We start from the raw sequence: 22,721 nt of genomic DNA, 5'->3' as shown, positions 1-22,721 counted from the left end.
GTCACTGGCCCAGGGTCGACTCGTCCTTGCCGGCGTCGGGGGTGAACAACGGCTGGCCGAACTTCGCCCGTCCGAACTCGCCGATGAGCCGCTGCGCCGGCGGGGCGACGATCCAGTCGGCGAACGCCTTCGCGCCGTCGGGCTGCACCAGGTCTCCGGCCTTCTTCGTCATCTCGATGACGTGGTAGACGTTCAGCAGGCCCGGATCGCCCTCGCTGAGCACCTCCAGCGACAGGGTGCCGCGCTGGGCGAGATAGGTGGCGCGGTCAGACAGGGTGTAACCGGCCTTCTCGCTGGCGACCCGCAGGGTCTCGCCCATGCCCTGCCCGGTCGACTGATACCAGGAGCCGCCCGGGGTCACCCCGGCCTTGGGCCAGAGGCCCTTCTCCTTGGCGTGCGTGCCCGACTCATCGCCCCGGGAGACGAACACGGCCTCCGCGGCCGCGATCTTCTTCAGCGCCTCCGCGGCGTTCGCGTTCTTGATGTCGGCCGGGTCTTCCTTGGGGCCGACCAGGACGAAGTCGTTGTGCATCACCAGCCGCCGCGCGCCGGCGGTGCCCTCGGCGACGAACTCCGTCTCGGCCGCGGGGGAATGCACCAGCAGCACGTCGGCCTCACCGCGGCGGCCCAGTTCGATGGCCTGGCCACTGCCGACCGCCAGGGTCTTGACCTGCCAGCCGCTGTCGCGGGTGAAGGCGGGCAACAGTTCGTCGAGCAGGCCGCTGTCTTGGGTGCTGGTGGTGGTGGCCAGGATCAGCGACTTCTGCGCCGGAGGCTCGGACGCGGTGGTCCCACACCCCGTGAGCACGACCGCCGCGACCCACGCGACAACAACCGTCAGCGTTCTCCGCATCACTGTGGCCCCTTCTGAGGTACTACAGAACAGTGCAAGAATTAAAGTATGCAGTATGCAAGCGTGACCCGATACCGGGAGATCTGCGCCGACCTCGCCCATCGGATCAGCGCGGGAACCCTGCACCCCGGCGACGAACTGCCGGGTGTCCGTGACCTGGCGCAGCAGTGGCACACGACCACGTCCACGGTCAGCCGGGCCCAGCGCCGGCTGGCCGACGCCGGAGTGCTCGAACTGGCCGACCGCCGCCGTGCGCGCGTGGCGCCCGGCGCCGCGCTCGCGGCCAGGCGGTTCCTGTACGCCGACACGGTCTTCACCCTCACCGGCAGCGACGACCCCGCCCTCGGTCTCGTCGGCGGCGCGCTCGACGGCAAGCTGAGAATGGTCGCCGGCGAGGGCAGCGTGGCCGGCCTCGGCGCGGTGCGCCAGGGTCGCGCCGACGGAGCCGCGATCCATCTGCTGCACCACAGCGGCGTCTACAACGCGCCGTTCGCGCTCGGGATGCTACGGGGCCTTGAGCCCCACCTGATCCACCTCTGGCGGCGCGAGCAGGGGCTGATCGTGCAGCCGGGGAACCCCCACGGCATCACCGGCGTCGCCGATCTCGCGGGGCGGCGGGTCTCCCTCCGGCGTCCGGGCACCGGGACCCGGCTCCTGCTCGACCGGCTGCTCCTCACCGCCGGTCACGACCCCGACGGCCTGCGAGGGCCCGAGGCCGGTACGCATCTCGAGGTCGCCCTGGCCGTCGCCACCGGCACCGTCGACGCCGGTCTCGGAGTCCGGTCGGCCGCGACCGACATGGACCTCGAGTTCATCCCGCTGACCTGGGAGGCCTTCGACATCGCGCTGACCGGCAGCGCCCTCGGCTCGGCCGCTCAGCTCGTCGCCGCGCTGCGCACGCCGGCGCTGCGTGCCAGGATCTCCTCGCTGGGCGGCTACGACACCGCCAGGTCCGGCGAGGTCACGAAGCTCTCCGATCCGACGAGCGAAGACCGGCCCAGCCGATGAATCCGAGATCGCAGCCCAGTCGGCCCAGCGCCGTTCTACAAGCCGGCCACGGTTCGTGCCACGCCGACCCAGCGGGGCTCCCGGGCGATCGTACGTGTGCATCCGACGGCGAAGGCGGAGATCCTCTCACCGGAGTTCAGCTCGAAGACGAGCCCGAAAGGTCCGGGCCGCATATCGACGATGTCGCGGAGGGGAAAGGTGTGCGTCCGCCACGGATTGACCACGCGAACCTTTTCGTCGGCCACCTCTATTCGCGCGTAGAACGCGGCCCACATCACTACCAGCATCATAAGAGATGTGCCGATCAGCCACGGCCGATCCTCGGCGGGGAGACCTTCGTCCCACGTCGGGTTGAACCAGGACGGCACGAGAAACGCGGCCACTGGATATGCGAGCACGAGCACCGACAGCGCCCGCACCCATAAGCGGACGCGCCACACCCTCTTCATGAACACACAATCGTAGCCGTCACGTAGAAACCGTCTAGGGCGATCTTCGTGATGGCGTCGAGCCGAACGACCTGCTCACCCGCAGTGATCACGTGAGCCTCGAATGGAGAAGGGATATCTCACCGGCTCACCTTCCGCAGTTCCCAGGAGGTCGATCCCGTGGTGATCACCAGTCGGTCACCCGTGAGGACGTACCGTCCGGAAAGCAGTTGTTCGCCCTTGCTGAGCCACGTCTCCCAGATCGCGATGGTGGACGCGGCCGGGTCGACCTCGAAGTGGTGGGTCTGCCACGTCTGGCCGTTGCGCACGACGATCTGGTAAGCGCGGTTGTGCTCGAAGTAGACGCGCTCGGCGGGGCCCGGCAGGCCCGGCGGCTGGAAGGCGCCCGACGTCACGTCCCACACGCCGTCGAGCGGTGTGGGCAACCGGTTGTTGTAGTTGGCGACGTAGTACGAGCACGAAGCCGGCAGCGCGGCCACGAGCGCCACGAGCACGACGCGTGCCCAGCGGCGACGAGCGGGCGCGGCAGCGGGGGCGTGGTCGTGCCAGAACACCGCCGCCAGTTCGCGGCGGTGCTTCCACAGCACGTAGGTCGCGCAGCCGGCGCCGATCAGGGAGACCACCAGGGCGTCGACGGCGATCTGGTACGAGAGGTTGACGACCGAGATCCCCGCGAGAAGCGGTGCGGCTCCTGCGGCCCCGAGCAGCGCGGTGCGGGGGAACGCCAGCGCCAGGCCGAGGCCGATCTGCAGGAGCGCGAACAGGGTGCCGAAGAACGGCGAGTAACCGAAGTAGTACCAGGTCAGCCAGAACCCGCTGACCTCGCCCATCGGCTTGTCGAGTTCGGAGTCGAGCACGGTGAACTGGGCGCCGAAGAGCTTGGCGAAGCCGTACTGAAGCAGGATCAGCGCGACGATCCACCGGCAGATCGAGTAGGCGATGCCTGTCACGAGCGGGCTCCCCGTAGACGCGGGTGCGGCATCTTCGAGCTTCGCCCGCCGTCCGCGCGCCGGCAAGCCGTACCGGCAGGTGAAGTTCAGCGCCCACGGGTGGCGCGGCCGAGGCGCAGGGCGGAGGCGAGGAAGAACAGGCCGCCGAGGGTGGCGTAGCCGGCGAGGTTGACCAGCGACGCGCCTTCCTGGGCCGCCTGCAGGATGAACGTGGTGCCGGCGACGGTGGAGATGCCGCCGCTGAGGATCATGGGCCAGTGGCCGTCGAGGTTGCGGCGGATCACGCCGACGGCCAGCTGGGTGATGCCGGACACGACGGCCCAGGCGCCCCACACGCGCAGCACCGCCGGGATGCCCGACGTCGCGGCGACGGCCAGGCCGGCGGCGGTGAGCCAGCTGATGGCGATGTTGGCGTACAGGCTCAGTGTCGGGGCCTTCTCCTTCGACGAGCGGGCGTCGACGACGGCGGCGACGCCGTCGAACAGGGGATAGAGCACCAGCAGCGCGATGCTGACCGGGGTGAGGCTCGACGCGGTGGCGACCAGCAGGCCGGCCCAGACGAGCGCGAAGCCGAAACGGACGAAGTAGAGCCGGCGGAGGGGGCTGGCGACGGCGGAGGCGGTGACGGTGCTCATGAGGAGTCCTTACGAGAGAGATAGAACGTTCGGTATCGCTGCAAGGGTGGCACTCTGACATCGGCACGTCAAGACCGAACGTTCTATCTGCTAATCTCGCGATGGTGAAGACCTCCGAAGCGCGAGCTCGGCTCCTCGGCACCGCCACCCGGCTCTTCTACATGGAAGGGCTCCATTCGGTGGGGGTCGACCGGATCGTCGCCGAGGCGAAGGTGACCCGCGCGACGCTCTACCGGCACTTCACGGGCAAAGACGAGCTCGTCGTCGCCTATCTGCGGGAGGCCGACCAGGCCATCCGCGACCGGGTCGGGGAGGCCGTCGGCAGCGGCAGGCCCGCCGTCGAGGTCCTGCGGCTCATCGCCGGGGGGATCGCCCAGGACATCGGTTCGCCCGGGTTTCGCGGGTGCGCGTTCCTCAACGCCGTGGCGGAGTATCCGGATCCCGGGCATCCCGTCCACCAAGCGGTGCTGGCGCACCGGGAGTGGTTCCTGCTCACCGTCACCGACCTGCTCTCGCAGGTCGGGCAGCCGCCGGCCGAGTTCGAGGGCCGGCATTTCGTCATGCTGCGAGACGGCGCGATGGCGGCGGGCTGCCTGTCCGACCCGGCCGCCGTCGGCGAGACGTTCCTCCGGGGAATCGAGGGCATTCTGCGCTCCCGCACCGATTCCCGGGTGAGCACCGCTTGAGGCCGGAAGGCGGTTCCTGGCCATCGGGGTCGGTCGGGAGCACTGCGATGACGCGCGACCATAGAAGCGTCAGTTGACCAGGGAAGGAAGTGCCGCCGATGGCTGAGAGGACCGAGATCGACTGGGTCTCGCGGTTCGCCGACGAGGTCATCGAGGCGGCCGGGAAGCGGGCGCCGGGGCGGCCGATCGTCTGCGCCTCGGGGCTGAGCCCCTCGGGGCCGATCCACCTCGGCAACCTGCGCGAGGTGCTCACTCCCCACCTGGTGGCCGACGAGATCAGGCGGCGTGGCCACGACTGCGTGCACATCCTCTCGTGCGACGACTTCGACCGGTTCCGCAAGGTTCCGGCCGGGGTCGACCCGTCGTGGAGTGAGCACATCGGCAAGCCCCTGACGTCGGTGCCGCCCCCTCCTGGCAGCCCTTATCCCAACTGGGCCCAGCACTTCAAGGCTCCCCTGCTGACCGCCCTCGGCGAGCTCGGCGTCGAGGTCCGCGTCGTCAGCCAGACCGAGATGTACACCTCGGGCGCCTACCGCGAGCAGATCCTCCTGGCGATGCGGGAGCGCAAGCGCATCAACGGCATCCTCGACCAATACCGGACCAAGAACGCCGCCACGCCCGACCCCGTGCCCGACGAGGACAACGGGCTCAGCGCGGCCGGCTACTCCCCCTACAAGCCCTACTGCTCGGTCTGCCAGCGGGACACCACCACGGTCACCGCTTACGACGACGAGAGCACGATGCTCACGTACACCTGCGCGTGCGGCCACGGCGAGACGGTCCGGCTGGCGGAGCACGACTGGGGCAAGCTCGTGTGGAAGGTCGACTGGCCGATGCGGTGGGCCTATGAGGGCGTGGTCTTCGAGCCCTCCGGGGTCGACCACTCCTCGCCCGGGTCGTCGTTCGTGGTCGGCGGCCAGATCGTGCGGGAGGTGTTCCAGGCGCCCCAGCCCATCGGGCCGATGTACGCGTTCGTCGGCATCAGCGGCATGGCCAAGATGAGCAGCTCCAGGGGCAGCGTCCCGACTCCGTCGGACGCCCTGGAGATCATGGAGGCGCCGCTGCTGCGGTGGCTGTACGCCCGCCGCCGCCCGAACCAGTCGTTCAAGATCGCCTTCGATCAGGAGATCCTCCGCCTGTACGACGAATGGGACTCCCTCCAGCGCAAGGTGGCCGCCGGGACGGCCGACCCGCTGGACGCGATCGCCAGTGACCGCGCGGTCCGCACCGCGTCGGGGCCGCTGCCGACCACCCCCCGGCCGCTCCCCTACCGGATGCTCGCGTCGGTCGCCGACATCACGACCGGCCACGACGAGCAGATGCTGCGGATCCTGACCGACCTCGACCCCGACGACCCGATCACCTCCCTCGACGAAACGCGTCCCCGCCTCGACCGGGCCGCCCACTGGACGGCGACCCAGGTGCCGGCCGAACAGCGCACCCAGGTCCGCGACGAGCCCGACACCGCGCTCCTCGAATCCCTCGACGCGTCGCAGCGCGAATCGCTGCGGCTGCTGCTCGACGGGCTCGACGCCGCCTGGTCGCTGGAGGGCCTGACCACGCTCGTGTACAGCGTGCCGAAGGTGATGGCCGGCCTCGACGCCGACGCCAAGCCGACTCCAGAGGTGAAGGTCGCCCAGCGACAGTTCTTCGTGCTGGTCTACACGCTGCTGGTCGGGCGCGACGCCGGTCCCCGGCTGCCGACGCTGCTGCTGGCGCTCGGCGCCGACCGGATCCGGCTGCTGCTCGGTGGCTGATCTCGATCAGGCGGTGGACGCCCTCTACACGGCCTTCTCCCGCTATCCGCTGCCCGCCGAGACCGACGCGTGCGACCACTGCGTGTCACCGGAGCAGGTCCGCGCGACGCGCGCGGCTCCGCTGCGCGTGCTCACGGCATCGGCGCTGGCGCCCTACGCCGGCAACGCCCTGTCGACCTGGGGTGACGTCGACGAGTTCCGGCACTTCCTGCCCCGGATCCTGGAACTGCTCGTCCTCGAAGAGCTCGATGGCTGGTACGCGGACGTGGTGCTGGACCGACTCGGCGCCAGATGGGACGACTGGAGGCCGCGGGAGCGCGAGGCGATCATCGCCGTCGTCGGCGCCTGGTGGAACCGCACGCTGAACCACTATCCGCGTGACGTCGACGTCATGAAGATGATCGAGATCATCGCCGCCTCGCTCGGGCTCGACCTGGCCCCCTATCTGGCCGCATGGGAGGCGAACACCACGGAGCCGGCGGCACGTCACCTGGCGTGGCTCCTGCACGACTACACCGTCGCGAGCGGGCACGGCGCCGAGTGGTACGCGCTCCTGACCGACTGGATCATGGGACCGGCACCTGCGGCGATCCTGGAGCGGGCGTTCTTCTCCGCCGGATCGCCCGAGGTGGCGCGGACGCTTTCCGACGCTCTGGAGACCCATCGCGTCGTCAGTGCGGAAACGCCCGGGGCGGGCGCGGGGTGATCTCCCAGCGGAAGCCCTCGATGACGGAGGCGATCTGGCGCATCAGGACGGTGTCTTCGAGGCGGTCCAGGTAGAGCGAGCGGCGGGCCAGTGCGCCGGCGTCGACGGCCCAATAGAGGGTCATCAGGGGGTTGACGAACAGTTCGCTGCCCTTGGTGCGCGTGGTGAACTGGGCGTCGCCGAACCTCCCGGTCAGGGCGGCCGCGATCGAGCCGTTCACGATGCTCGGACGTTCCGGGGTGTCGGCCTGGGCGCACGCGACGGCGTCCAGATAGAGCTCCGCCGCCCGGCTGGCCCGGGGGATGGAGAAGGCGCCCAGATAGGCGCCCTCGCGGTCGAGCGCCGCCAGGTTCTCCAGCACCTGGACGTGGTTGACGCCGTGATAGGCGTCGACGCCGAAGCCCAGGCAGACGACGATCTTCTCGGCCACGTCGAGCCCGTGGACGGCGGCCAGGCTGGCCATGTCCTCCTCGGGGGTGCCCAGGCCGGCCTCGTCTCCCCGGAGCAGGATGTCGGTGCCGCCGTCGACCAGCACGACGGCGTCGAGGCCGAGGCGGTCGGTCAGCGTCCGGTAGGCCGCCCGTAAAGGGGCGACGCCGACCTTGGGGAAGGCGTACACGGTGGAGGGCAGGCCGTGCTTCCGGAGGCAGCGGGCGAGCGAGCGTTCGGGGAAGTAGGAGTCCCGGGTGACCGTCTCGGGGACGATCTCGGCCACGTTCTCGTCGAGCCAGACGTCGAGGTCGAGGCCGTGGAGGCGGCTGAACGACAGGTTGGCCAGGTGCACCTCCTTGCCCGCCGCCCACAGTTCCACGGCGAGCGGCAGCCCGGCGAAGACGTCGAATCCGCCGCCGGCTCCGGCCACGAGAACGCGTCGCGCCTGCCTGAGCCGGGTGAAAATCGGGGGTTCGAGCAACGAGAACACGCCGGGAAACTACCAGGAGGGGCGGAATGCGGGGCGGCCTGCAGAGGTTGGCAGCTCGTATGACAACAGTTGCATTCATCGGCAGCGGGCACATCGGCGGCACCCTCGCCCGGCTCGCCGTCGCGGCAGGTTACGACGTCGTCCTGAGCAACTCGCGTGGCCCGGAGACGCTGCAGGAGCTGGTCGGCGAGCTCGGGCCCAAGGCCAGGGCCGCGACCGCCGCCGAGGCCGCCGCGGCGGGCGACCTCGTGGTCGTCAGCGTTCCGCTGGGCGCCTACCGCAAGGTCCCGGTGGAGCCGCTCGCCGGCAAGACCGTGATCGACACGAACAACTACTACCCCGACCGCGACGGGGTCTTCCCGGAGCTCGACGCCGCTTCCACCACGTCCAGCGAGCTGCTGCAGGAGCACCTGCCGACGTCCAAGGTCGTCAAGGTCTTCAACAACATCTACTTCGTGCACCTGCGGGCGCTGCCGCGGCCCCCGGGCGCGGCCGACCGCAGCGCGCTCGCCGTCGCGGGCGACGACGCCGACGCGAAGGCGGCGGTGACCACGTTCCTCGACCGGATCGGCTACGACGCCGTCGACGCCGGGACGCTCGCCGACGGGTGGCGTTACCAGCCGGGGACCCCGGCCTACGGCGGCCTCTACGCCGGCGAGACCGAGAACTTCTGGGAGTCGCCGGGCGTGCCCACCGCCGCCGCGACGGTCCAGGCGAAGCTGGACGCCGCCCAGCGCTGACCGGGCCCACACGCGTGCCGCCGGACCGTCGGCGCGGTCTACTCCCGGCACGACAGGAACTCCCGGGCTCCGCGCAGCCTGGTCTTCAGGTGCCGCCGGGTCAGCTCGCAGTCGAGCCGCACGTCACGCCGCCCCGCGAGCCCCACGTCGGCCCGCGCCCCCGACGGCAGCCGGGCCGGGTCGACGCCGTCTCGCCGGGCGATCAGCAGGCCGAGTTCGTAGCGGCTCAGCGCGTCGGTTCCGGCCAGGTGGTGGACGCCCGCGCGATCGGAGTCCGCGAGCTCCAGCAGCGCCGCCGCGAGGTCGGCGACGTGGACGGGGCAGCGCACGTCGTCGGTGAACAGGATCCCGGGCCGCTCACCCGAGGCCAGCGTGTGCACCAGGGCCTCGTGCGGCGAGCCGCCGTCACCGATGATCAGCGAGGTCCGGGCGATCACCGCCGTGGGGTTGGTCGCCTGGATCATGACCTCCGCCGCCGCCTTCGCCGCGCCGTAGGGGCTGTCGGGGTCGGGGACGGCGTCCTCGGCGTAGGTGACCGCCGCCCCGGAGAAGACGGCGTCACTGGACACCTGCACCAACCGGACGCCCGGAGCCGTCGCGAGCGCGACGTTGGCGGCGCCCACGGCCGTGATGCCCCAGTCGGACTGGCGGTAGGCCGCGTTGACCACGACGTCGGGGGCGACGTCGGCGACCAGGCGAGCCACGTCGGCGCGGTCACGGATGTCGAGCGACCGCCAGTCGGCCTCGGCCGCCGCCCCCGGACGGGTGAAGCAGGTCGCGGCCACGACATGACCGAGGGCCGTCGCCTGCCGCACGAGTTCGGCACCCAGGAAGCCGGTGCCGCCAACGACGAGGATCTTCATGCCAGCGACCGTAACAGCGACGGAAAACACGTTGCATGACGGGCCGGGCGGCCGGAACGCTCGTGGAGATGCATGCCAACCAGCTGACGGTGTCGCCCCGGATGGTGCGCGCGTTGGTCGACGAACAGTTCCCCCAATGGCGCGACCTCCCCGTCACGGGCGTCGTCTCCCACGGGACGGTCAACGCGATCTTCCGGATCGGCGACCGCTACACCGCGCGCTTTCCCCTGGAGCCTCCCGGCGGTGTCGAGCCGACGCGGCGGTGGCTCGAAGCCGAGGCCGAGGCGGCGCGGGAGCTGGCCGGGCTGACGCGGTTTCCCACGCCCGAGCCGGTCGCGCTGGGTGAACCGGGGGCGGGTTACCCGGTGCCGTGGTCGGTGCAGACGTGGCTGCCCGGGGTGGTTGCCATCGACGACCATCCCGGGGAGTCGGCCAAGTTCGCGCACGACCTGGCCGATCTCGTCACCGACCTGCGGGCGATCGACACCCGTGGCCGGACGTTCTCCGGCGGCGGGCGGGGCGGTGAGATCGACGTACACGACGAGTGGGTGGAGACCTGCCTGCGGCAGAGCGAGGCGCTGCTGGACGTGCCGAGGCTGCGCAAGCTGTGGGCGGACTTCCGGGTGCTGCCGCGCCGGTCTGCCGACGTGATGACGCACGGCGATCTGCTGCCCGGCAACGTGCTGGTGTCGGGTGGACGGCTGACCGGGATCCTCGACGTCGGCGGGTTCGGGGCGGCCGACCCCGCGCTCGATCTGCTGAGCGCCTGGAACCTGCTCGAAAGCGGGCCGCGTGCGGTCTTCCGTGAACTGCTCGGGGTCGACGACCTCGAATGGGAGCGGGGCAAGGCGTGGGCGTTCGTGCAGGCGATGGGGTGCGTCTGGTACTACGTCAGAACCAATCCGGTCATGTCCCACCTGGGCAAACGCTGCCTCGACCGGCTGCTGGCCGACGCGCCGGCCTAGCCTCAGAACATCAGCAGGTCACGGCGCAGGTCCTCGACGGCCCTCGGGGCCACGGCGAGCGCGTCGTGGCCGGGGAAGCCGCCCCAGGCGAACGAGATGCGCAGGTAGTCGACGAGGGTCACGCCCGGCCGGGCGCCCAGCAGCTCGGGATCGGCCGCCCTGCTCGGCAGCTCGACGTCCTGCACGCCCCCGCTGACGTTGGCCTTGTGGATCTCGTCCGGGGCGAAGGAGAACGTGTGGCCCTCCTGGTCGGCGTCGCCCCACGTCTCCCAGTCCGCCCACAGGTGGCGTCCCGGGGGGAGCACCAGCGGGTCGGGGTAGAAGTCGGCTTCCTGCTTCGGCACGCGGTGATAGCCGACGTGCGGGAGGACGTCGCCGCCGTCGCCGCAGAGGTTGACCCCGCCCACGACCTCCAGACAGGCCCGCAGCGCCAGGGGCAACGGGCCGATCACCCGCTCCGCTTTCTGTACGGCCGCCAGGTCGTCAGGCGTGGGAGCCTGCCTGACCCATGCGGGGAAGGCGAAGGAGTAGCCGGCGGCGGCCAGCCGCTCAACGACGGTGTCCGCGTTGACCGCCACGCGCCGCATGGTCTCCCGCGCCACCTCCGCCGCGTCCTCCGCCGACTTCTCGGGAACATGCCGGCGAAGTTCGTCCCAGACGGCGAACCATTCACCGGCTTTGTAGCGCGCAGCCCATGACGCCATAAACGGTGATCTTAGGGTTAATCGCTTTACACGGCGTGCCCCTTTTTTCACACTTGCCGACATGGACGCGAACGCGCTCGATCGGGCTCTCCTCCTCCCGAACACCGACGACGAGCGGTGGGAGATCGTCACGGCGCTGCACAGGCGCGGCGACGCCGGGACCTTCGAAGCGGCCGCCCGGCTGTGCGCAGGCGACCGGAGCGAAGAGCGCGAACTCGGGGCCGACGTCCTGGCGCAGCTCGGTAACCCGCAGAGCCTGCCGGTCCTGCGGGACATGGCGCGGCGGGAAGCCGATCCCACGGTGCTCCGTTCGGTGCTGATCGCGCTGGGGCATCTCGGCGACAAGCGCGCATTCCCCGAGGTGCTCGGTCTGGCCGGTCATGACCACCCCGGCGTTCGCTACGCCGCCGCGTGGAGCCTGCCGAACGTGATGCCCGACGACGACCCCGACGCCGTCGCGGCGCTCGTCGAGATCAGCCGGGAGGCCGACGACGACAACCGCGACTGCGCGACGACCGCTCTCGCGGGGCTCGACGCCGACGACGCGACCATCCGGGCGGCCCTGCTGGCCCGGCTCGACGACGCGAGCCTGGTCGTCGCCGCGGAGGCGGCCTACGGCCTGGCCAGACGGGGTGACCGGCGGGCCGAACAGGTGGTCGGCCGCTATCTCGCCGCGCCCGACGACAACGATTACACGTGCTCGGTCATCGAATGGACCGTCGAAGAACTGCGGGCCCATTCCACGAATTAGGGTCGGCGCATGAGCGGAAACCGCCGGCTGATATCGATCGCCGCCGAAGTGGCCTTATTGGTCTTCGCGTTTCTGCTCTTCTCGCGCCTGCACGCCGCCGCCGGAGTGGGCGTCGCCGAAAGGGCCACGGCCAACGCGCTCACCCTGCAGTCGTGGGAACGCGCGCTGCGGCTGGACATCGAACTCGCCGCGAATCAGTGGCTCACCCGCCACCCGGCGCTCGTCCAGCCGGCGATTTACTACTACCGGCTCTATTACGTCGTCCTGGCCGGCGTTCTGATCTGGCTCTACGTCCGCCGCCCGAGTGTCTATCTGAAAGCCCGGCGCACCATGCTGCTGATGGGCGCGCTCGCTCTCGTCGTCTTCTTCACCATCCCGATGTCGCCGCCGCGATTCGCCCTTCCGGGCGTCGTCGACATCGTCGGGTCGCGCGGCGAGAACCTCTATTCCGCTTTTCCCAGCCTGCATTTCGGCTGGTCGCTCTGGGCCGCCTACGCCGTCTGGGCCGCACGCCCACGCCTGGCGGTCCTGGCGTGGGCGTTTCCCGTCGGGATGGCGGTGGTGGTCGTCGTCACGGGCAACCACTACGTGCTCGACCTGGTGGCGAGCGTCGCGCTGCTCGCCACCGCGATCGGGGTCAGGAGATGGACAGAGTCCCGTTGGCGTTCCGTGCGCACGTCACGACCGTCCGGGTAGCGGCGGTCAGCGCGCCCGAGAGGCACTGGCCGAGGACGGTGTGCCCCGCGGCGTTGGGGTGCCACGACTCCTGGCAGGTCTGGAAGTAGGTCACGCAGGCGTTGGCGGCGCGCTGGATGCGGATCTTGTCCCAGCCCGACAGGCTCGTGACGTGGTTTCCGGTCGGGCCCTCCATCACCCTGACCGGCGTGGCGAGGGTGCCCGACGGGCTGCCCGGGTTCTCGCACAGGCGGGCGCCGTCGAAGGCCCGCTGCACGTCGAGCACGCGCAGGTTGGCGGCCGGGCGCTCGGCGGCCAGGGTGTTGTACGCGTTCTTGACCAGCTCGCCGAGGTTGGTCGAGAAGACGTGCCCGGGGGCGAGGCTGGCGCGGTGGATGGGGCAGCCGGCGGCGTACCGTTCCGCGCCCAGGTCGCGGAACTTGTCACGGGTGTCGGTGCGGCCGTCTTCGTCGCGGTACTGCGTGGCGACGTCCAGAGGCAGGGGGTTCGTGTACGTCTGGAGCACCACCTGGTGCACGCCGTCGGCGTCGACCTGGGCGAGGGTGTCGAGGATCTGCCGCAGGGCTGCGGTGGTCTCGTCGGTGGCCGTGGCGACCTCCGCCGGGCTGCCGAGGTCGGACACCGTGCACGGCTCCTGCGGGACGTCTCCCCCGAGGTAGGCCCAGAACTCCCACCAGCCGGTCCAGGCGTCGGCGATGAAGCGGTTGGCGCACAGCGTGGCCACGTCGCCGAAGGTGAACTGGCTGTTGTTGGAGCCGAGACCGATGAGGACGACGTCGATGTCGTGCGTCTGGGCGACGGCGCGCAGCTGGTCGAGCTGCGACTTGACGGTGCGGCCGTTGGCGCGGGCGCTGGAGGCGTTGGCGACGTCGTGCGGCTGGCCGCCGGAGCAGGCCAGGTTGAAGCGGTCCTGGATGCCGGGGAGGTTCGCCTTGAACAGGGAGGCGTTGGCCGAACGGTGGCAGAAGTAGGCGTTGTCGTTGGGCGCCGACCAGCCGGGGAAGCCCTGCGAGGCGCCGTTGGCGTCGACGACGGGCTGGTAGTCGCCCGCGCCCTCACCGCTGACGAAGCTGTCGCCGAGCGCGACGGCCGCGGTCGGAAGCGCGGCCTGCGCCGCGCTGCTCTGGATGACGTTGAGGCCTGCCGCGGCTAAGAGAACTGCGGTCGTGATCGCTACCCGGCGGAGTCTGCGCATGCGGAATTTCCTATCAAACTGGCAGGTAATGGAGGGTATTCCGATGACAACACGACTCACTGACGGAGTCAAGATCTTGTGAAGACCGCTTCACCCACAAGACCGCGTATCGGCCTGATCGTCAAGGGGTGCTGTACCGTGCCGTGATGGATGCGATCGCCCTGCTCGACTGGCTGCTGGAGTGCGACGTCAACGCGATCCTCCGAGTGGACGCGGACCGCGGCGGCGTCCGCCCGTGGACCTTCCACGCGACCAACGGCGAATGGTCCCTGCGAGTGGACGCCTTCTCAGCCGAAGAGTGCCTGGAAAAGGCCCTCAAGGCCCTTGCGGCGCATGGCCTGGTTCCATCTGAATCTCTGACGTGACCAAGTTCAACTACTTCAGCGCCGCCGACGACGCCGAGGCCGCGGCCGTCCACGGCTGGTGGGACGCCAGGCTCCGCGCCGTGGCCGGGCCGTGGTCCAGATCGGGGGCACTGTGGAACTGGGACGACGTCGATGAGATCACCGAGGCGCTGGTGACCCTGCGAGACCTGGCCGCCAGAACCGCAGCACGGCACCATCGCCTGTACTGCCTCATCACTCTCTGAGCCGCGTCAACGGCGCCCATGAGAACGCAGCATGGCGCCCAGCCGGGTGGGTTCCTGGTAAACGATCGCCGACTCGACGTACAGGTCGGGGCCGGGCAGGCGGGCGTCGAGGACCACGACGCCGCTGGTCCGGCAGGCCAGGGCCAGGGCGGCCGGGACGGCGTTGTGGATGAGGTCGTCCACGTCGGGGTCGATGCCGAGGCCGTGCAGGTGGTGGTTCAGGGCGTCGGGGGCGGAGCCGGTGCGTTCGAAGGGGCGGGACGGGACGAACATGGTCGACGTCCGGCCGTCGACGGCGTGGACGAAGACGCCTTCGGTCACGGGGTTGCGCTGGACCACGATCGCCTCGCCACCGGATGACAGCGACTCGGCGATCTCGCGCCAGCCTTCGCTGCGGCCCTTGTGTTCGGCGACCGTCCAGTCGCCCGACTGGGCGACCCTGACGACGTCCTCCGCTCCCCCGACCTCCTCGTCGGAGACGAGCCGGAGGTCCGTCGCCTCGGCGCCCAGGCGGAGCAGCACGTCGCGCATGGCCAGACCACGTACGAAGAGCACGGCGTAGTGGGCGCCGAGCGGACCGTCTTCCGGCCAGTCGTACAGGTCGGGGCCGACGCCGAAGTCCCTCGGCGACACCCGCACCGCGAAGCCTCCGGGGTGGGCCGCGAAGTAGGCCTCGGCCAGGTGCTGGGGAATCCGGCCCCGTGCGCTCACCGGGTGCCCGTTGGCCGATGCCCACTCCCGGAAGGTGGGGACGCCCGGACGGGCGACGACGCGCCTCATGCGGCGTTGATCTGACGGGTGATCGTCGGGTCGGTGATGGCGGTGTCGTCGGCCAGCAGCAGGGCCTTCGAGAGGATGACCGACAGCATGCCGCCGTCCTCCTCGAAGGGCAGGAAGACCCGGTCCCGGTCGGCGCCCGGCACGATGCACAGGTAGGCGTCGTTGGGTTCCATCAGGATGTTGCCCGAGCCCAGATGGATCTTGTAGGTCCGCAGGTCGCCGCGTACCCGGAGGAAGCGGTCGGTCAGGTCGGCCCGGTCGGCGATGCGGAGTTTCGGCAGCAGGCGGGTCAGCACGTCGCGTCGGGTCGCGGCGCTCTCGGTGAGTTCGCCGAAGCCGTAGGAGTGCCAGTACGCCTCGTGCCCGCCCAGCGCCTGGGCGTCGCGGCCGACCGAGGCCACGCCCACGGCCAGGTCGCACTCGCGCAGGAGTTCCGACAGGACCAGCGGCGGGATCTGCCGCACGTCGGCGGAGAAGGTGATGCGGCCGGTGGCGCAGAGCGACGCGGTGCCCCCGTTGTCGGCCTCCCAGCTGGAGGCGAGGTGCATGTCCCAGCTCGCCCGCCAGCCCGCCAGTTCTCTGGTCGCGGCGCCCTGGTCGCCGTCGCCCGAGGAGCTCCAGTGGCCGATGGCCAGGCCGGTCCAGCCTCGGTCGACCAGCAGGGTCTTGGCCTGGCCGTAGCGCAGGACGTGGCCGGCGAAGCGGGTGGAGTAGGTGGCGGTCGCCTCCTCGGCGGGGGTCAGCAGGTAGAGCTCGCGGAAGACCTGCTTGAACGGCTGGCGTACGCCGGTCTCCAGCAGGTGGTCGCGCCAGGCCCGCACCTCGTCGGCGGTCGCGTGGATCGGGTGCCAGAGCCTGACCGGGGTGGTGGGCTCGTGGCGTTCGCCGCCGGGGGTGGTGAGCGCCCAGCCGGTGCCGGTTCTGACCGGCAGGCCCGCCGGGCCCTGCTCGGCCCGCCAGACCAGGGTGCGGGCGTAGGCGCCGGTGAGGGGGTGGTCGAGGAAGTATTCGACGACCTCGTGCCACGGCCATTCGCGTTCGTGCACGAGGGCCTGCTCCAGGCGGAACCGTTCGGCCGTCTGGGCCTGCCGGATCTCCTTGACGACGATCTTCAGGTCGGCCAGGGCCGGGTCCTTGCGGATCGCCTGCGGGGCCGACTTCACCGGCTTTCCCGCCGCGTTCACGTAGCTCAGCGCGGGGCCGTCGACGGTCAGCCGCACGAGGTGGCCGTCGATCCGCTCCTCGCGGACGCCGTGGGTGTCGAGGCCGAAGGTCGGCACCGTGCGGTCGAGCAACTGCTCCCGCGTCAGCCCGGTCTCGTCGGCGACCGCGGCGAGCGCCTTGGTGAGATTGTTCTGTACGGATCTCGACCGCGCCTTCGCCTGGATCCTGGCCAGCGGCACGATCGCCGCCGGCCCGCCCCGGCGGCTCAGCACCCCGACGATCGCGTTGGCGAGGGGTTCGCAGCGGCAGGTGGAGCCCATGCCGTTGCTGCCGGTGGCGCAGGTCAGCCCGACGTTCGTGAGCAGCGAGTTCACCCAGCGGTCCTCGATCACCTGGCAGGTCCAGATGAGGCCGCGCAGCGGGACGATCGTGCGCTCCTTGAGGAACACTGTGTCGGTCCACTCCATCTCGCCGTAGTGCTGGTCGAGCCTCCTCTCCCGGTAGGCGGCGAGCCGGGTGAGCAGTTCCCGGACCAGCTCGGTCGCCTCGGGGGTGAGCAGCGACGCGGCGGTCTTGAGCCATCTGGCGCTCGGCTTGGTCGAGCGGGCGGTGTTCCAGTGGCGCAGCAGCGGCATGACCTCGACCAGGCGATGGCCGTAGTCTTCGGCCAGCATCCGGGCGAAGGGGTCGCAGTCCCAGATCTCGTTCCTGACCGCTCCGGCCGGTCCGTGCTCGGCCGGTTCGGTGGTCAGCGCCTCGACCTGCGGGGCGAGGGCCGCCTCGATCGCCAGGGCCCGCGCCTCCCACGGTCTCGGGTTCCGCGGGGTGCGCCCGAGCGACGTGTACGAGTGCAGCAGCTCACGACGATCCTGGTAGCCGAAGCGGGCGGCCGCCGCGAGGGGGATCCGGAAGAGCTCCTCGTATCGGGTCAGGCCGGAGTCGGCGAGGCTGCCCGCCCGGTAGAGGAGCATGCGGAAGTCTTCGAGCGTCCACTCGATGTCGCGCTCGGCCACCGAGCGGACCAGCTCCAGCACCCGCTCGTCGTGCTCGCCGGCGGCTCCGAGGCCCAGCTGGAGCTGTGCCCAGTGTCCGTAGAGCCGCCACTCCTCCGCGGTTTCGGGGGCGCGCCCCTCGTCGAAACCGGTGTAAACGCCTGTCCTCTGCCACTCGTCCGAGGTGAGGAATCTCCCATAAGGGGCCATCGCCATGGAGATCATCAAAGCAGTCCGTACCGACAACAGGGCGGCCATCGGCGGCGCGGCCCTGGTGCTGCAGGGCTCGGTCGCCCCCGGCCACGGCCTGCAGGTGGCGGTGCCCCACAGCCGGGCCTGGCCTGGCAGCCGGGAAACAGCCGCCGGCAGAGCCCGGCCGTAAGCTCGGAGGGTGGCCGCCGACGGGACAGTTCTGCTGCAGGGCGAGAGATCCGCTTCGGGCACCCTCTGGCTGAACCCCGGCCAGGAGGCCACCTTCGGCCGGGGCACCGAGAGCCGGCCCGTCGACTTCCCGCTCGTCCACCCCGAGGTCTCGCGCCTCGCCGGGGCCGTCACCGCGGTTCAGGACTTCTGGCTGCTGACCAATCACAGCCACGACGCCACACTGGTCGTCGAGAACCCCGAGGGCGGCGGGGAGTTCGTCAAAGTGGCGCCCGGCCGGGCCGCCGCGCCCATCCCCTTCGAGTTCGCGCGGGTCGTCCTTCCGGTCGCCGTCGGCCAGTGCGCGTTCCTCGTGTTCGCGCCGCAGCACAGCTTCGTCGACCGTGACCGGCCCCGCGAGGGCGAGCCGACGCTGTCGATGTTCTCGCTCGACGAGACGGCCAAGTACTTCCTCGTGCTGGTGGCCCTCTGCGAGCCCCGGCTGCGCGACTGCGCCTCGACCGTGATCCCCACCGTCCCGCAGATCCTCGACCGGATCGGCGCCACCGACCTGACCCGTGCCGGCGTCAACTTCCACATCGACTACCTGGCCCGCACCAAGCTTCGCGTCAGACACGACGGCGAGGCCGGGAAGGCCGACTGGCAGCGCGCCTCGCTGGTGTCGATCGCGCTGCGCTTCGACCTCGTCCGCGAAGAGCACCTGAAGCTACTCGACGGCTGACGTGGGCAGATAGCGGTCGCGGGCCGCCCGCACCTTCTCGACGTGGGCGCGGATCCGCTCGGGCACCCCGTTCTCCCTGCGGATGACGTCGTCGGAACTCCGGAACGCCGCCGCCCCCAGCAGCCCCGGGTCGCCGGGCACCGACGACATCAGCGGCAGCCTGACGCACAGGTAGCGCCCGACCGCCGGGATCGAGTCCTCCACCGTGAGCGGCAGCGACGGGACGGTGCCCCGCCGGTCGTTCGGCAGGTAGTACTGCAGCACGGCGGGTGTCCAGCGGGCGATGCCGTACTCGTTGCCGGCCGGGTCGGACAGCCCGGGGTCGAAGCCGCTCTCGACCTTCAGCATCCCGGCGACCAGGGCCGGGCTGAGCCCCGGCTCGTCGCACATCGTGCCGGCCTCGACGATCAGTCCCTTGTACTGGTCGGGGATGTCGGTCGCCGCCGGGTTCAGCCACCGCGCGAAGGGGTCGTGGTAGACGTCCTGGACGGTCGAGGCGGCCGTACAGCCGACGACCAGAAGACCGGCCACGATCGACCGGGCCACCCGGCGCGGGAGCGGGGTCGTCGGATCGGGGGCGCCGTTGAGCACCCGCGCCCGGTGCAGCAGCTCGAAGGCGGTCGGCCGCGCCCGCACGTCCCGGGCCAGGCACGCGGCGATCCACGCCCGCCAGCCCTCGGGGATCGACGCGGGCAGGTCGAGGCCGCGGTGCCCGGCGGCGTACTCGGCCGCGGCGACGTAGCGCCCCCGCGCGGTCGGCGCGGCGAACGGATAGCGCCCGGTGAACAGCTGGCAGGCGGTGACGCCGAGGGCCCAGATGTCGGCCGACGTGCGGACCGCGTTCCCCTTCACGGTGAGGGGCTCGCCCCAGCGCTCCGGCGGCAGATGGTCCATCGACCCGATCGGCGGCAGGTAGCCGTGGGTGCCCTGCAGTTCGGCGCTCAGCCCGAAGTCGGCCAGCCGCACCGACCCGTCGGCCATCAGCAGGATGTTGCTGGGCTTCAGGTCGCCGTGCACCCACTTCTCACTGTGCATGTGCGCGAGACCCTCGCAGACCTCGGCCAGGATGCGGGGCGTGCGGCGTACCGGAACGCCTTGAGTGACCAGATCGGCCAGCGACCGCTCGGCCCGCTCGGTGACCAGCACACAGGCCCCGTCGAGCTCCGGACGTTCGGCGTCGTCGACCGTGATGATCTCGTGCAGCCCGATGAGACGGTCGTGCCGGAGCCGGTCGTGCGCCCGGATCTCACGCTGGGCCATGTCGCGCAGGTGCCGCACCTGCCTGCGGGTGACCGTCCCGGTCGGCAGGAACTTCAGCGCCGACACCCGCCCGCACGACCGCCGGCCCTCGTAGACGCTGGCCCAGCTCCCGGACGCGATCGGCCGGGTGACCTCCCACTCCCCCACCCGATAGCCGGTCGGCACCGTGACGGCCCACGCGTCGTCGACCGTCGACATGACACCGTCCCTGCTTGGCGCTGACAGATCGGTGTCAGTCTGCCGTGCCGGCCGGGCGACCCCGACCCGTGACGTCACATCTGGCGCGTACAGGCAACCTCTGGATCTTCTGATGCGCGGAGACGCGTGATCAGATCTTCTGGTGCAGCGACAGCCACGACAGCCCGTCGCTGGGCCCGTCGGGTCGCCAGGCGATCGGCATCTGGACCAGCACCGACAGCCCCCGCCCCGACGACGGCTCGATCTCGACCGTGCCGCCGTGCAGCACCACCTGCTGGTGGATCAAAGTCAGGCCGAGGCCCGTCCCGGGGCTGCCCGCGCGCCGGCTGAAGCGGTTGAAGGCCTCCTGGTGCAGTTCGCGGGGCATGCCGGGGCCGTCGTCGGCGACGCGCAGCAGCGCCACCGTGCCCTCGACCCGGACCGTCAGCTCCACCCGGACCGTCCCGTGGGGGCCGACCCCGTGGACGGCCGCGTTCTCCAGCAGGTTGTCGACGATCATGCGCAGGCCCTCGGGCCAGCCTCTGACCATGGCCGCGTCGGGGAGGTGGGCGACGAAGCGGGCGTGGCGGTGCCTTCGGGTCGCCTCCTGTACGGCCACCTCGCTCACCCCCGCCAGGTCGACGTCCTTCAGCGAGTCGGGTTCCATGAGCTCGCCCCTGGCCAGCTGGCGGAGCATCGTGATGAGGCGTTCGAGCCGGGCCTGTTCCATGGCCAGGTCGCGGATGACCTCGACGCGGTCCTCCGGCGGCAGGGTCGGGTAGCCGAGCAGGGCGATGTTGCCGCCCATGCTGGTCAGCGGGGTGCGCAGTTCGTGGGCCGCGGTGGCGGCGAAGGCGCGAGCGGTCTCCAGCGCCTCGGCGGTGCGGTGGACGGCCTCGTCGCGGCGGTCGAGCAGGCGGTTGACCAGGCCGGCGAGCTCGTCGATCTCCCGGGCTCGGGTTTTGCGGGTCAGCCGGCCGTTGCCCGCCTTCACGTCCTTGGTCAGGCGGGTCAGCGGGCGGAGCGTGAACCGGCCGAGGGTCAGGCCGGCGGCGGCCCCCACGGCCAGCGCGATCAGGGTGGCGATCAGGAGCTGGTCGTACAGGTCGGAGATCTGGGCGTCGAGCGGGCCCTGCTCCTCGAAGATCCACAGGCGGCCCCGTCGGCCCAGGTCGGTGCTGACGTAACGCCAGGTCCCGGCGGTCGCGGGGGCCGTCGCCGGGGCCGGCAGCTTCGGCGGGACGGCGCCGATGACGAGCGGCTGGCCCCGGACGGGATCGACGTACAGGCCCTCGGACGGATCGCCCTCCGCCGGGCGGAGCCGGACCGGGCGCTGCGTGTAGTTCAGAGCCAGCGGGGTGAACGCCTGGAGGCGCTGGGTCAGCCGCTCGTCGCGGGCGGTGTGCAGGTCGTCGACCGACAGCCGGACGAAGAGCAGGCCCGCCAATCCGACCAGCAGCGGCATCAGCACGGCCACGCCCAGCGCGAACCTGGTCGACAGCCTCACGACCGGACCCGCAGGACGTAGCCGACGCCACGAACCGTTTCCAGGATCCTCGGTTCGCCCTCGGCTTCGAGCTTTCTGCGCAGGTAGCCGATGAACGTCTCCACGGCGTTGGCGGTGACCGCGAAGTCGTATCCCCAGACGCGTTCGAGCAGCACCTCACGCGACAGCACGATGCCGTGGTTCCTGGCCAGCACCTCCAGCAGGTCGAACTCCCGCCGGGTGAGGGCCAGCGTCCGGCCGTTGAAGACGGCGCCCCGGCCGTCGGTGTCGAGGACCAGCCCGCCGGCCCGCACGCCCGACCCGACCGGCGTCGCCGCGCCCGAACGGCGCAGCAGCGCCCGCAGCCGCAGCGCCAGTTCGGTGAGGTCGAACGGCTTGACCATGTAGTCGTCGGCCCCGGCGGTGAGACCGGCGACGCGGTCGGCGACCTCGTCGAGGGCCGACAGCATGAGGATCGGGACCTCGGAGCCCCGGCGGCGCAGTTCGGCGCACACCTCGATGCCCGATACACCGGGCATCGAGACGTCCAGGACGATCGCGTCCACCCGGTCGGCTATCTCCAGCGCGGCCTGGCCGCCGCCGGCCGCCTCCACGGTGAAGCCCTCCAGGGTGAGCCCCCGCCGCAGCACCCGCAGGATCGCCGGGTCGTCGTCCACGGCCAGGATCCGGTGTGCGCCCATCTGCTTACCTCCTCCGGCCATATGCGGCCGGACCTGGCAGTTTAGGCCTTACGGTGCACCGTGAAGGGGATGGAGGCCGGGTGAGCCTTGGTCTTGCCCAGGTAGACCTTGCCGAGCGGCAGCGTCTTGGCGTTGATGGTCAGCCCCGAGACGGTCAGCGTGTCCGCGCAGGTGGTGCGGAACGAGAAGCCGTCGAGCCGGCCGTGGTTGACGACCTTGAAGGTGATGCTGAGCTTGTCCTCGGACAGCACGACCGAGTCCTGCTTCTCCTCGAGCTTGACCCACTTGAAGTCGCGGATCGGGGTGTTCGAGGTGATGGTGCCGGTGTAGGTCGTCGCCTTGCGCGGCTTCGCCTGGGTGATGCGCAGGTGGAAGCCGTTCTTGTCGTGCCAGAAGTAGTTGCCGGCCCGCGATCCCGCGCCGAGGCCCGCCGGCTTGCCCTGCACCTGGCCGAGCCAGGGGGCCTTCTCGCACGGGGTGCCCGTGGTCGCCGAGGCGGGGGCGACGGCGATCAGGGTGGCGCCGGCCAGAGCCGCGCCGAGCAGAGCGGGGACGAAGGTACTACGCCGCATGGGAGGGATTCCCTTTCG

General features: G+C 70.9%; 26 protein-coding genes. 12 read left to right on the top strand and 14 right to left on the bottom strand.

Annotated elements, in window-relative coordinates:
- Position 1 precedes the first annotated feature (1 nt).
- Positions 2–853 carry an ABC transporter substrate-binding protein gene (locus FDA94_RS03365; RefSeq protein WP_137245559.1) on the bottom strand — a complete coding sequence of 284 codons (852 nt, stop codon included), beginning with the start codon at positions 851–853 and terminating at the stop codon, positions 2–4.
- A 63-nt stretch (positions 854–916) separates the two neighbouring features.
- Between FDA94_RS03365 and FDA94_RS03360 the strand changes: the two genes are divergently transcribed.
- A complete protein-coding gene (locus FDA94_RS03360) occupies positions 917–1,861 on the top strand; it encodes a substrate-binding domain-containing protein (RefSeq protein WP_137245558.1) in 945 nt (314 codons plus the stop codon).
- A 35-nt stretch (positions 1,862–1,896) separates the two neighbouring features.
- Here FDA94_RS03360 and FDA94_RS03355 read toward each other — a convergent pair whose 3' ends face one another.
- The 3 genes from FDA94_RS03355 to FDA94_RS03345 all read right to left on the bottom strand — a co-directional run bounded on the left by FDA94_RS03355 (position 1,897) and on the right by FDA94_RS03345 (position 3,895).
- Positions 1,897–2,310 (bottom strand): hypothetical protein, encoded by a 414-nt coding sequence (locus FDA94_RS03355; RefSeq protein ID WP_137245557.1) that lies wholly within the window; start codon positions 2,308–2,310, stop codon positions 1,897–1,899.
- Between the two features lie 119 nt (positions 2,311–2,429).
- Positions 2,430–3,260 carry a hypothetical protein gene (locus tag FDA94_RS03350; RefSeq protein ID WP_137245556.1) on the bottom strand — a complete coding sequence of 277 codons (831 nt, stop codon included), beginning with the start codon at positions 3,258–3,260 and terminating at the stop codon, positions 2,430–2,432.
- 86 nt (positions 3,261–3,346) lie between these two features.
- Entirely contained in the window at positions 3,347–3,895 is a 549-nt protein-coding gene (locus FDA94_RS03345) for a hypothetical protein (RefSeq protein WP_137245555.1), read from the bottom strand.
- Between the two features lie 101 nt (positions 3,896–3,996).
- Between FDA94_RS03345 and FDA94_RS03340 the strand changes: the two genes are divergently transcribed.
- The 3 genes from FDA94_RS03340 (at position 3,997) to FDA94_RS03330 (ending at position 7,044) form a co-directional block, all read left to right on the top strand.
- Positions 3,997–4,581, top strand: coding sequence for a TetR/AcrR family transcriptional regulator (locus FDA94_RS03340; protein ID WP_137245554.1), 585 nt, complete (start codon positions 3,997–3,999; stop codon positions 4,579–4,581).
- 98 nt (positions 4,582–4,679) lie between these two features.
- A complete protein-coding gene (gene lysS, locus FDA94_RS03335; RefSeq protein ID WP_137245553.1) occupies positions 4,680–6,338 on the top strand; it encodes a lysine--tRNA ligase in 1,659 nt (552 codons plus the stop codon).
- On the top strand, positions 6,331–7,044 hold the full coding sequence (locus FDA94_RS03330) for a hypothetical protein (RefSeq protein WP_137245552.1): 714 nt from the start codon (positions 6,331–6,333) through the stop codon (positions 7,042–7,044). The genes lysS and FDA94_RS03330 overlap by 8 nt, the downstream gene beginning before the upstream one ends.
- Here FDA94_RS03330 and FDA94_RS03325 read toward each other — a convergent pair.
- Complete coding sequence (locus tag FDA94_RS03325) at positions 7,010–7,966, bottom strand: DUF1152 domain-containing protein (RefSeq protein WP_137245551.1); 957 nt, start codon at positions 7,964–7,966, stop codon at positions 7,010–7,012. The genes FDA94_RS03330 and FDA94_RS03325 overlap by 35 nt on opposite strands.
- A 59-nt stretch (positions 7,967–8,025) precedes the next feature.
- Between FDA94_RS03325 and FDA94_RS03320 the strand changes: the two genes are divergently transcribed.
- A complete protein-coding gene (locus FDA94_RS03320; protein WP_137245550.1) occupies positions 8,026–8,706 on the top strand; it encodes an NADPH-dependent F420 reductase in 681 nt (226 codons plus the stop codon).
- Between the two features lie 38 nt (positions 8,707–8,744).
- Here the strand turns inward: FDA94_RS03320 and FDA94_RS03315 are convergent, their stop codons facing one another.
- A complete protein-coding gene (locus FDA94_RS03315) occupies positions 8,745–9,569 on the bottom strand; it encodes an SDR family oxidoreductase (protein WP_137245549.1) in 825 nt (274 codons plus the stop codon).
- 35 nt (positions 9,570–9,604) lie between these two features.
- Between FDA94_RS03315 and FDA94_RS03310 the strand changes: the two genes are divergently transcribed.
- Complete coding sequence (locus tag FDA94_RS03310) at positions 9,605–10,534, top strand: aminoglycoside phosphotransferase family protein (RefSeq protein ID WP_212735169.1); 930 nt, start codon at positions 9,605–9,607, stop codon at positions 10,532–10,534.
- 2 nt (positions 10,535–10,536) lie between these two features.
- Here the strand turns inward: FDA94_RS03310 and FDA94_RS03305 are convergent, their stop codons facing one another.
- Positions 10,537–11,238: a hypothetical protein gene (locus FDA94_RS03305; protein ID WP_137245548.1), complete on the bottom strand. Its 702-nt coding sequence runs from the start codon at positions 11,236–11,238 to the stop codon at positions 10,537–10,539.
- 61 nt (positions 11,239–11,299) lie between these two features.
- Between FDA94_RS03305 and FDA94_RS03300 the strand changes: the two genes are divergently transcribed.
- Both FDA94_RS03300 and FDA94_RS03295 read left to right on the top strand, forming a co-directional pair.
- Positions 11,300–11,989 (top strand): HEAT repeat domain-containing protein, encoded by a 690-nt coding sequence (locus tag FDA94_RS03300; protein WP_137245547.1) that lies wholly within the window; start codon positions 11,300–11,302, stop codon positions 11,987–11,989.
- Between the two features lie 9 nt (positions 11,990–11,998).
- Positions 11,999–12,685, top strand: coding sequence for a phosphatase PAP2 family protein (locus FDA94_RS03295; RefSeq protein WP_137245546.1), 687 nt, complete (start codon positions 11,999–12,001; stop codon positions 12,683–12,685).
- Here FDA94_RS03295 and FDA94_RS03290 read toward each other — a convergent pair.
- On the bottom strand, positions 12,627–13,880 hold the full coding sequence (locus FDA94_RS03290) for an SGNH/GDSL hydrolase family protein (RefSeq protein WP_137245545.1): 1,254 nt from the start codon (positions 13,878–13,880) through the stop codon (positions 12,627–12,629). The genes FDA94_RS03295 and FDA94_RS03290 overlap by 59 nt on opposite strands.
- 146 nt (positions 13,881–14,026) lie before the next feature.
- Between FDA94_RS03290 and FDA94_RS03285 the strand changes: the two genes are divergently transcribed.
- Both FDA94_RS03285 and FDA94_RS03280 read left to right on the top strand, forming a co-directional pair.
- On the top strand, positions 14,027–14,245 hold the full coding sequence (locus tag FDA94_RS03285; protein WP_137245544.1) for a hypothetical protein: 219 nt from the start codon (positions 14,027–14,029) through the stop codon (positions 14,243–14,245).
- Positions 14,242–14,469: a hypothetical protein gene (locus FDA94_RS03280; protein ID WP_137245543.1), complete on the top strand. Its 228-nt coding sequence runs from the start codon at positions 14,242–14,244 to the stop codon at positions 14,467–14,469. The genes FDA94_RS03285 and FDA94_RS03280 overlap by 4 nt, the downstream gene beginning before the upstream one ends.
- Positions 14,470–14,475: 6 nt before the next feature.
- Here the strand turns inward: FDA94_RS03280 and FDA94_RS38985 are convergent, their stop codons facing one another.
- The gene (locus tag FDA94_RS38985; RefSeq protein WP_170990754.1) at positions 14,476–15,249 is read right to left on the bottom strand and encodes a DUF6461 domain-containing protein; all 774 of its coding nucleotides are present in this window, start codon (positions 15,247–15,249) and stop codon (positions 14,476–14,478) included.
- Positions 15,246–17,630 carry a DUF4132 domain-containing protein gene (locus tag FDA94_RS03270; RefSeq protein WP_170990767.1) on the bottom strand — a complete coding sequence of 795 codons (2,385 nt, stop codon included), beginning with the start codon at positions 17,628–17,630 and terminating at the stop codon, positions 15,246–15,248. The genes FDA94_RS38985 and FDA94_RS03270 overlap by 4 nt, the downstream gene beginning before the upstream one ends.
- On the opposite strand from FDA94_RS03270, the gene FDA94_RS38980 reads away from it, so the two are divergent.
- Together FDA94_RS38980 and FDA94_RS03265 are read left to right on the top strand one after the other, a co-directional pair.
- Complete coding sequence (locus FDA94_RS38980) at positions 17,620–17,787, top strand: hypothetical protein (protein WP_170990753.1); 168 nt, start codon at positions 17,620–17,622, stop codon at positions 17,785–17,787. The genes FDA94_RS03270 and FDA94_RS38980 overlap by 11 nt on opposite strands.
- Before the next feature lie 9 nt (positions 17,788–17,796).
- A complete protein-coding gene (locus tag FDA94_RS03265) occupies positions 17,797–18,507 on the top strand; it encodes a hypothetical protein (protein WP_212735168.1) in 711 nt (236 codons plus the stop codon).
- Here FDA94_RS03265 and FDA94_RS03260 read toward each other — a convergent pair.
- The 4 genes from FDA94_RS03260 to FDA94_RS03245 all read right to left on the bottom strand — a co-directional run bounded on the left by FDA94_RS03260 (position 18,493) and on the right by FDA94_RS03245 (position 22,703).
- Entirely contained in the window at positions 18,493–19,965 is a 1,473-nt protein-coding gene (locus FDA94_RS03260) for a serine/threonine-protein kinase (RefSeq protein WP_137245540.1), read from the bottom strand. The two genes, FDA94_RS03265 and FDA94_RS03260, sit on opposite strands and share 15 nt — an antisense overlap.
- 130 nt (positions 19,966–20,095) lie before the next feature.
- Entirely contained in the window at positions 20,096–21,451 is a 1,356-nt protein-coding gene (locus tag FDA94_RS03255; RefSeq protein WP_137245539.1) for a sensor histidine kinase, read from the bottom strand.
- Entirely contained in the window at positions 21,448–22,131 is a 684-nt protein-coding gene (locus FDA94_RS03250; protein ID WP_212735167.1) for a response regulator transcription factor, read from the bottom strand. The genes FDA94_RS03255 and FDA94_RS03250 overlap by 4 nt, the downstream gene beginning before the upstream one ends.
- A 41-nt stretch (positions 22,132–22,172) precedes the next feature.
- Positions 22,173–22,703: a hypothetical protein gene (locus FDA94_RS03245; protein ID WP_137245537.1), complete on the bottom strand. Its 531-nt coding sequence runs from the start codon at positions 22,701–22,703 to the stop codon at positions 22,173–22,175.
- Between the last annotated feature and the right edge of the window lie 18 nt (positions 22,704–22,721).

Source organism: Herbidospora galbida, assembly GCF_005233835.1.
In the GTDB taxonomy this organism is placed as follows: domain Bacteria; phylum Actinomycetota; class Actinomycetes; order Streptosporangiales; family Streptosporangiaceae; genus Herbidospora; species Herbidospora galbida.
Note: the sequence above shows the minus strand (reverse complement) of the source record. Positions and strands in the feature narration are given on the sequence as shown.

Bases quoted from the DNA above. Each gene is read 5' to 3' on its own strand.
- FDA94_RS03365 (WP_137245559.1), bottom strand. From the start codon at position 853: ATGCGGAGAACGCTGACGGTTGTTGTCGCGTGGGTCGCGGCGGTCGTG.
- FDA94_RS03355 (WP_137245557.1), bottom strand. From the start codon at position 2,310: ATGAAGAGGGTGTGGCGCGTCCGCTTATGGGTGCGGGCGCTGTCGGTG.
- FDA94_RS03345 (WP_137245555.1), bottom strand. From the start codon at position 3,895: ATGAGCACCGTCACCGCCTCCGCCGTCGCCAGCCCCCTCCGCCGGCTC.
- FDA94_RS03340 (WP_137245554.1), top strand. From the start codon at position 3,997: ATGGTGAAGACCTCCGAAGCGCGAGCTCGGCTCCTCGGCACCGCCACC.
- lysS (WP_137245553.1), top strand. From the start codon at position 4,680: ATGGCTGAGAGGACCGAGATCGACTGGGTCTCGCGGTTCGCCGACGAG.
- FDA94_RS03320 (WP_137245550.1), top strand. From the start codon at position 8,026: ATGACAACAGTTGCATTCATCGGCAGCGGGCACATCGGCGGCACCCTC.
- FDA94_RS03315 (WP_137245549.1), bottom strand. From the start codon at position 9,569: ATGAAGATCCTCGTCGTTGGCGGCACCGGCTTCCTGGGTGCCGAACTC.
- FDA94_RS03310 (WP_212735169.1), top strand. From the start codon at position 9,605: ATGACGGGCCGGGCGGCCGGAACGCTCGTGGAGATGCATGCCAACCAG.
- FDA94_RS03305 (WP_137245548.1), bottom strand. From the start codon at position 11,238: ATGGCGTCATGGGCTGCGCGCTACAAAGCCGGTGAATGGTTCGCCGTC.
- FDA94_RS03300 (WP_137245547.1), top strand. From the start codon at position 11,300: ATGGACGCGAACGCGCTCGATCGGGCTCTCCTCCTCCCGAACACCGAC.
- FDA94_RS03295 (WP_137245546.1), top strand. From the start codon at position 11,999: ATGAGCGGAAACCGCCGGCTGATATCGATCGCCGCCGAAGTGGCCTTA.
- FDA94_RS03290 (WP_137245545.1), bottom strand. From the start codon at position 13,880: ATGCGCAGACTCCGCCGGGTAGCGATCACGACCGCAGTTCTCTTAGCC.
- FDA94_RS03285 (WP_137245544.1), top strand. From the start codon at position 14,027: ATGGATGCGATCGCCCTGCTCGACTGGCTGCTGGAGTGCGACGTCAAC.
- FDA94_RS38985 (WP_170990754.1), bottom strand. From the start codon at position 15,249: ATGAGGCGCGTCGTCGCCCGTCCGGGCGTCCCCACCTTCCGGGAGTGG.
- FDA94_RS38980 (WP_170990753.1), top strand. From the start codon at position 17,620: ATGGAGATCATCAAAGCAGTCCGTACCGACAACAGGGCGGCCATCGGC.
- FDA94_RS03270 (WP_170990767.1), bottom strand. From the start codon at position 17,630: ATGATCTCCATGGCGATGGCCCCTTATGGGAGATTCCTCACCTCGGAC.
- FDA94_RS03260 (WP_137245540.1), bottom strand. From the start codon at position 19,965: ATGTCGACGGTCGACGACGCGTGGGCCGTCACGGTGCCGACCGGCTAT.
- FDA94_RS03250 (WP_212735167.1), bottom strand. From the start codon at position 22,131: ATGGGCGCACACCGGATCCTGGCCGTGGACGACGACCCGGCGATCCTG.
- FDA94_RS03245 (WP_137245537.1), bottom strand. From the start codon at position 22,703: ATGCGGCGTAGTACCTTCGTCCCCGCTCTGCTCGGCGCGGCTCTGGCC.